This is a genomic window from Roseateles sp. P5_E8 (assembly GCF_054177665.1).
The window spans coordinates 21,964-28,906 of record NZ_JBGCUM010000058.1; the positions used below are offsets into that span (position 1 = coordinate 21,964).

2 protein-coding genes and 1 pseudogene are annotated in these 6,943 nt (G+C 66.1%); all 3 read left to right on the forward strand.

Going from position 1 to position 6,943, the window contains the following annotated elements:
- Positions 1 to 35 precede the first annotated feature (35 nt).
- The gene (locus ACXRVZ_RS23395; protein ID WP_458232878.1) at positions 36 to 2,294 is read left to right on the forward strand and encodes a RelA/SpoT family protein; all 2,259 of its coding nucleotides are present in this window, start codon (positions 36 to 38) and stop codon (positions 2,292 to 2,294) included.
- A 271-nt stretch (positions 2,295 to 2,565) separates the two neighbouring features.
- The gene (locus ACXRVZ_RS23400; protein WP_458232879.1) at positions 2,566 to 6,393 is read left to right on the forward strand and encodes a TonB-dependent receptor; all 3,828 of its coding nucleotides are present in this window, start codon (positions 2,566 to 2,568) and stop codon (positions 6,391 to 6,393) included.
- 20 nt (positions 6,394 to 6,413) lie between these two features.
- A pseudogene (locus tag ACXRVZ_RS23405) lies at positions 6,414 to 6,943 on the forward strand (hypothetical protein); the annotation flags it as partial.

Below are 6,943 nucleotides of genomic sequence, written 5' to 3' on the forward strand. Positions count from 1 at the left end.
CCCGTTGCCTTTTGGGCTTCGGATAAATTCGGGCGATGGCTCAACGCTCCCTGACTGCCTGGTTCACCCTGCCTGGATTGCGCCAGCCGGCGCCGCCGACTGCGGCCGAGGCCGCCTCCTTCGACGCCCTCCTCCCGAAGCTCGGCTACCTCAGCAAGGCCGAAGTCAAGCGTGTGCGCGAGGCCTACCGCTTCGCCGACGAGGCGCATCTGGGCCAGAAGCGCGCCACCGGCGAGCCTTACATCACGCATCCGATCGCGGTTGCTGGCATCTGCGCCGAATGGCGGCTGGACGCCCAGGCGCTGATGGCTGCGCTGATGCACGACGTGGTCGAGGACTGCGGCGTCTCCAAGACCGAGCTGATCGAGAAGTTCGACGCGACGACGGCGGACCTGGTCGACGGCCTGACCAAGCTGGACAAGCTGCAGTTCTCCACCAAGGAGGAGTCCCAAGCCGAGTCCTTCCGCAAGATGCTGCTGGCGATGGCGCGTGACCTGCGCGTCATCCTCATCAAGCTGGCCGACCGCCTGCACAACATGCGCACCATGGGTGCGATGGCGCCGCACAAGGCGCGCCGCATCGCGCGTGAGACCTTCGACATCTACGCGCCCATCGCCCACCGGCTGGGCCTGAACCAGACCTTCCGCGAGCTGGAGGACCTGTCCTTCCAGTATTTCCACCCCTGGCGCTACACGGCGCTGAGCAAGGCCGTGGGCAAGGCGCGTGGCAACCGGCGCGACCTGGTGTCGCGCATCGAGGGCGACATCCGCGCTGCCTTTGCCAAGGCCAGCCTGCGCGTGGAGGTGCAGGGGCGCGAGAAGACGGTCTATTCCATCTACAAGAAGATGCGCGAGAAGGGGCTGATGAGCTTCGCCCAGGTCAGCGACATCTTCGGCTTTCGCATCCTCACCGAGGAGTCGCTGCAGTGCTACACCGCTTTAGGCGTGCTGCATGCCCTCTACAAGCCGCAGGCCGGCCGCTTCAAGGACTACATCGCCAACCCCAAGGACAACGGCTACCAGTCGCTGCACACGACGCTGATGGGGCCGCTGTCCACGCCGCTGGAGTTCCAGGTGCGCACCGAGGGCATGCACCAGATCGCCGAGCAGGGCGTGGCGGCGCACTGGATCTACAAGAGCCGCGGCAAGCAGGGCTCGGCGCTGGCGGCGCAGCAGGCCAATGCACGCTGGCTGCAGAGCCTGATCGACATCCAGGACGAGACGCGCGACGCCAACGAGTTCCTGGAGCACGTCAAGATCGACCTGTTCCCCGACGCGATCTACGTCTTCACGCCCAAGTCCAAGATCATGGCCCTGCCCAAGGGCGCCACGCCGGTGGACTTCGCCTACGCCATCCACTCCGACGTCGGTGACCACTGCGTGGCCGCCCAGGTCAACGGCGAGGCGGTGCCGCTGCGGGCCGAGCTGAAGAGCGGCGACATCGTCGAGGTCATCACCGCACCCGGCGCCAGCCCCAACCCGGCCTGGCTGAGCTTCGTGCGCACCGGCCGCGCGCGCTCCAAGATCCGCCACTACTTGAAAGACCTGGAGCAGGAGGAATCGCGTGAGCTGGGCGAAAAGATGCTGTCCCAGGCCATGCGCGTCGAGGGTCTGGGCTTGCCCAGCCTGGAGGCGGACGACCCGGCCGCCCAGATCTGGCACGACCTGGCGGCATGGGCGGGCAGTTCAGGAACGGAGCAACTTCTCGTCGACATCGGCGCCGGCCGCAAGATCGCCGCCATCATCGCCAAGAAGATGGCCCGCCTGATGGCCGAGCAAGGCCAGCGGCCTGGTGCGCTGGCCCTGACGCTGGGCCGCTTCACCGAGACGCCGGTGGACCGCGGCAGCGTCACCATCGACGGCGGCGAGGGCGCGTCCGTCCAGCTCGCCACCTGTTGCCGACCCATTCCGGGCGACGAGGTGCGCGGCTACCTGGGCCGCGGAGAAGGCCTGATCGTGCACACCTGCGAATGCGCGGTCGGCAAGCGCCTGTTCCAGCGCGACAGCGAGCRCTGGATACGCGTCGAATGGGCCGAGGAGCTGACGCGAAGCTTCGAGGTCGGCGTCACGCTGCTGCTCAGCAACGGCAAGGGCGTGCTGGCCCAGGTGGCCCAGGCGGTGGCTCAGGCCGAGGCCGACATCACCCACATCGCCATGGGCGACGAGGCACCGGCGCTGGAGGAGGTCGAGATGAACCTGCTGCTAGCCGTGCGCGACCGCCTGCACCTGGCCGACGTGTTGCGCGTGCTGCGCCGCACACCCGCCGTGCAGCGTGTGGCCCGCGTCAAACCCTGACACCGTTGTCGTCCCGCGACTGCGTCGATGGCCGCCAATCACCGCCTTGAGTGTTTCTGTTTACGTCCCCGGGTTAACCACTGTTTCTGGGCCCGGTATTCCTTGGCGATATAGATAAACCGAGAAATCGTATTTCTCGGCGTGTAACCCCATGTTTAACGTCCACTCCGACGCCTCAATCGGATGGACCTCACCCGTTCTCCGTCCAGGGCAGCGCCCTTTGACAACAACGATGAGCCGGTTTCGGACCGGCCCCTGACGGAGACCTCTCGTGACCAAGACCAGCCCCCCTGCCCTGCGCCGCGACCAAATCGGCGCTGCCGTGTCCCTGGCCCTCGCGCTGATGGCGCACGAAGCCGCCATGGCCCAGACGCCGGCTGCCCCGGCAGCCGCCGCTTCCGCCCCTGCCGCCGAAGCCAAGCCCAAGGCGCCGGTCCATGAACTCGAGACCGTGCTGGTCGTCGGCACGCGCCAGTCGCAGCAGTCCAGCATCAACCGCAAGAAGAACGCGGCGACGGCCCAGGACTCCATCGTCGCCGAAGACGTCGGCGCTTTCCCCGACCGCAACATCGGTGAAGCCATCTCCCGCATCGCCGGCGTGGCCCTGGACCGCGGCGACTACGGCGAAGGCACGACCGTCTCCATCCGCGGTAACAGCTCGGAACTGACCCGTGTGGAACTGGACGGCATGGGCGTGAGCTCCGGCGCCGGTACCAACCTGCTGGGCCGGGGCGCCGAAGGCGGCGACGGCCGCGGCACCGAGTTCCGCGAACTGCCCTCCGACCTCATCAAGAGCGTCGACGTCATCAAGGGCTCGACCGCAGCCATGACCGAAGGCTCGCTGGGCGGCGGCATCATCATCACGACCCGCACCGGCCTGGACTTCGACAAGCCCTTCTACATGATCAAGGCCGAGGCCACGCAGAGCGACCTGGTCAAGAAGACCACGCCTCGCTACAACGTGATCCTGGCCGACAAGTTCTTCGACAAGAAACTGGGCGTGTTGTTCAACTGGAACAAGTCGCGCACGGTGAGCCAGAACCACGCGATCACGCAGGGCGGCAGCAACAACCAACAGGGTCTCCAGCGTCTGGCCGACTTCGACAACTCGCCCGAGAAGACCTTCACGCACAACCCCAACACGCTGAATCAGGCCGATCCGACGGCGCTGGTGACGACGCTGGCCTCGCCCAAGACGGTCGCCGCTGGCGGCGGCTTCTTCAACGCTGCGACGCCGCTGGAGGTGCTGACCAAGTCGGCCGCGGCCCAGACCAAGGCGGCCTGCTTCACCGCATTTCCCAATCTGACCGCAGGGGAGATCGCCTCCATCGACCCGGGCTCGCGCAACGTCACGATCAACGCGGCCATCACCCGGCGCGGCGAAGAGCAGATGAGCTGCCTGAACCAGTGGAACGACTACACCGTGGCCAACGCGGGTGGCATGCGCTACAACCTGCGCGAGCAGGATGACAGCCGCGACAGCGCCGACATCCGCTTCGACTTCAAGGTCAACGACAAACTGACCGTCTACACCAAGCTGGGCAGCGCCAAGCGGCATGTGGACGACACGGTGGGCTTCCTGGGCCTGGGCAGCAGCCCGACGTTCAACACCGGCTTCACCGATACCGGCTTTACTGCCAGCGCGGGCGCCGTGCCCGGCAAATCCGGGGTTCGCAACCTGACGGCCGGCGCCAGCGGAGTCCTGCTGCCCACCACCTACTCGTTCCCGGTGACGGCAGCCAACGCACTCATGCAGAACGGGCTCGTGACGGGCGCCACGACAACCATCCTGCCGGGTTACACGGTCGATTCCACGCACCATGTGACCAGCTACTCGCTCGACAACAGCACCTACGGCACCGACACCATCTTCAGTCAAATCGACACCACGACGAAGACGCTGCTCGCCGGCGGCGAATACAACGACGGCCGGCTGAAGGCCCAGTTCATGGGGGGCATCGTCAAGTCCACCGCCATGCGCTACGACCGCCGCGCCTCGTTCGGCTACAACTTCGGCGTCGGCAACTTCGCCATCCAGCCCAACGGCATCTGGGCGTTCACGCTGCCCGCGGGCAGCACGAACGAACAGCTCAACTTCCCCAAGTACGCGACGCTGAACCCGGYTGTCTCCTCGTTGGTCTTCAACGCTTCGGCGACCAATCCGGTCACCGTGCCGGCCTACACGGCCGCCCAGAACGCGCAGTACACCAACAGCACGCTGCTGAACGTCATCCGGTCCTTCGACAGCGAGAACTCCGAGAAGCAAGGCAAGCTCGACCTGTCCTACAACCTCGTCGACAAGGTGCCCTTCCTGACCTCGCTGAAGGGCGGCGTCCAGATCCGCAAGAACGCCAGCGATTTCTGGACCGGCGCCGGCAGCACCATCAAGGAGCAGGTAGGCACTTATGGCCAGGCCGGCTTCGTGCCGGGCGTCTTCATGCCGCAGGTCAACACGCGCTTCAACCTCATCGGTYGCGAGAACACGCCCGGCTCCCTGGCCGCCGGCGGCAACCCCTGCGCGCCGAACGGCTACGTGCCCAGCAACCAGCTCAACCGTGGCATCGGCGGCGGCGTGGCAGGCACCACCACGCTGACCCGCGCGCAGTACGAGGAAATCGTCCGCCAGACCATGACGCTGGCGCCGGCCAGCCAGTTCTACGCCAACGCCAAGGACCGACCCGAATCGCTGCTGGATGGCTGGAACCAGATCGACATCGACAAGCTCTTCAAGCTGGCCGGTGTTCCCGTGCGCCTGGACTGCTTCCGCCAGTGCACGGCCACCGACGGCAAGGTCTACGACATGCCGGTGAGCCACGCCGTGGAAAAGACGACGGCCGCCTACCTGATGACCGATTTCGAGGTCGACCGCGTGCCGTTCACGAACTGGTCCCTGCCCTTCGGCATGGAATTCGCCGGCAACATCGGCGTGCGTGTCGTGAAGACGGACGTGGAAGGCACGGGCTACGTGACCATCCGCTCGAACCGCATCATCCCGGGCAGCTTCAACCCGGCAAATCCCACCCTCCCCGCCGGCCTGCAGGCCTACTCGCAGACCATGAACACGTCCATCAAGGACAGCACCACCGATGTGATGCCCTCGCTGAACCTGGCGATGTGGGCCATCCCGGACAAGCTGGTGCTGCGCTACAGCATCGGCAAGACGGTCGCGCGCCCGCCGATCTCCAAGCTGCTGCCCGAGGGCACTTGCAACACGTACGAGTTCAACACCGGAACCACGGAAGACGACGGCTCAGAAACAGACCAGGGCTGCGGCCGTTTCGGCAACCCGGCCCTCAAGCCCCAGACCAACGTCAACCAGAACCTTTCGGTGGAATGGTTCCCCAACCGCGACACGATGTTCTCGGCCGCCCTCTACAAGCAGCGTGGCCTGATCGGCGCGCCGACGTTGATCGCGTCGCGCAGCGACGTCAAGCTGTTCAAGGACAGTAACGCCTTGGACCCTTTCACCGGCAAGCCGCTGGCTGACTCGGAGTTCACGTACACCACCTGGGACAACCAGCCGGCCGCCACCCGCAAGGGCTTTGAAGTCGGCATGAAGACGGCGTTCTCCTTCCTGCCGTCGATCCTGCGCTACACGGGCCTGGATGCCAACTTCACCAAGGCCAAGTCCACGCAGGGCCAACCTGTGCTGGACCTGATCAGCGGTGCCGTGCTGCCGGTGGCGGGCGAGCCCAAGTACTCGTGGAATGCCTCGCTGTGGTACGACGACGGCGGCTTCCAGGCCCGCATCGCGATGCAGGTGGTGGCCACGCGCTACCAGGGCTTCACGCCGGGGGGAACCACCGCCGCCCTTGCCATCAACAACTATCCGTCGATCGGCACCATCAACTGGCGCCAGCCCTACAACCCCGGCGCGCCGATCTTTGCCCCGCGCACGGCCTACGTCGATGCCAAGCTCTCCTACAAGTTCAAGAACGGCCTGGAGATCTTTGCCGACGCGCGCAACCTGACCGGTGAGCGCACGCAGTCGAACACGGGCGGCTTCCAGGACTACGCCGACGGCATCCCGAGCATCTACAGCGACAACTACGCTGGCCGCCGCTACACGGTAGGCTTCACGCTCCGCAGCCCGCGCTAAGCAAAGACCAGGGAGACAAGATGACCGGCACCGACCGCCCATTCCTTCAACTGAACTGGGCGGCACGGGCCGTCCTTGCCCTGGCCTTTGCGGCGCCGCTCGCCGGCGCGCAGCAGGCCGATGGCGCCAAACCGGCAACCACCCCGGCAGCCGCGCCGACACAGACGCTGAACGCGGTCAAGGTGACCGGTCAGCGCAACGGCGGTGCCGATCCCTCGATCGTCACCGCCGCCAAGGACAAGATCCTGGGGCGCAACTTCGCTTCGTCGTGCGGCTTCATGAGCGGCTACTCGGCCGCCGATGACGATGTGACGCTGGCTTATATGCGCGACTTCGGCCTGCTGGACAGCCCGTCCAACGAAGCCGAGCGCTTCAGCGACCTCAGCCCGGAAGGCAATGCCAAGACGGCCACCGTCGGCAGCGCCATGGAGAACCGCGCCGATCTGGACGCCAACAGCATCGACGGCATGAAGCCGTCGGTCGCCTGCGGTGGCGCCGACAAGCGCTTCGCTGCCGGCCGCAACTGGATCGCACGCAAGGACAAGTCCCT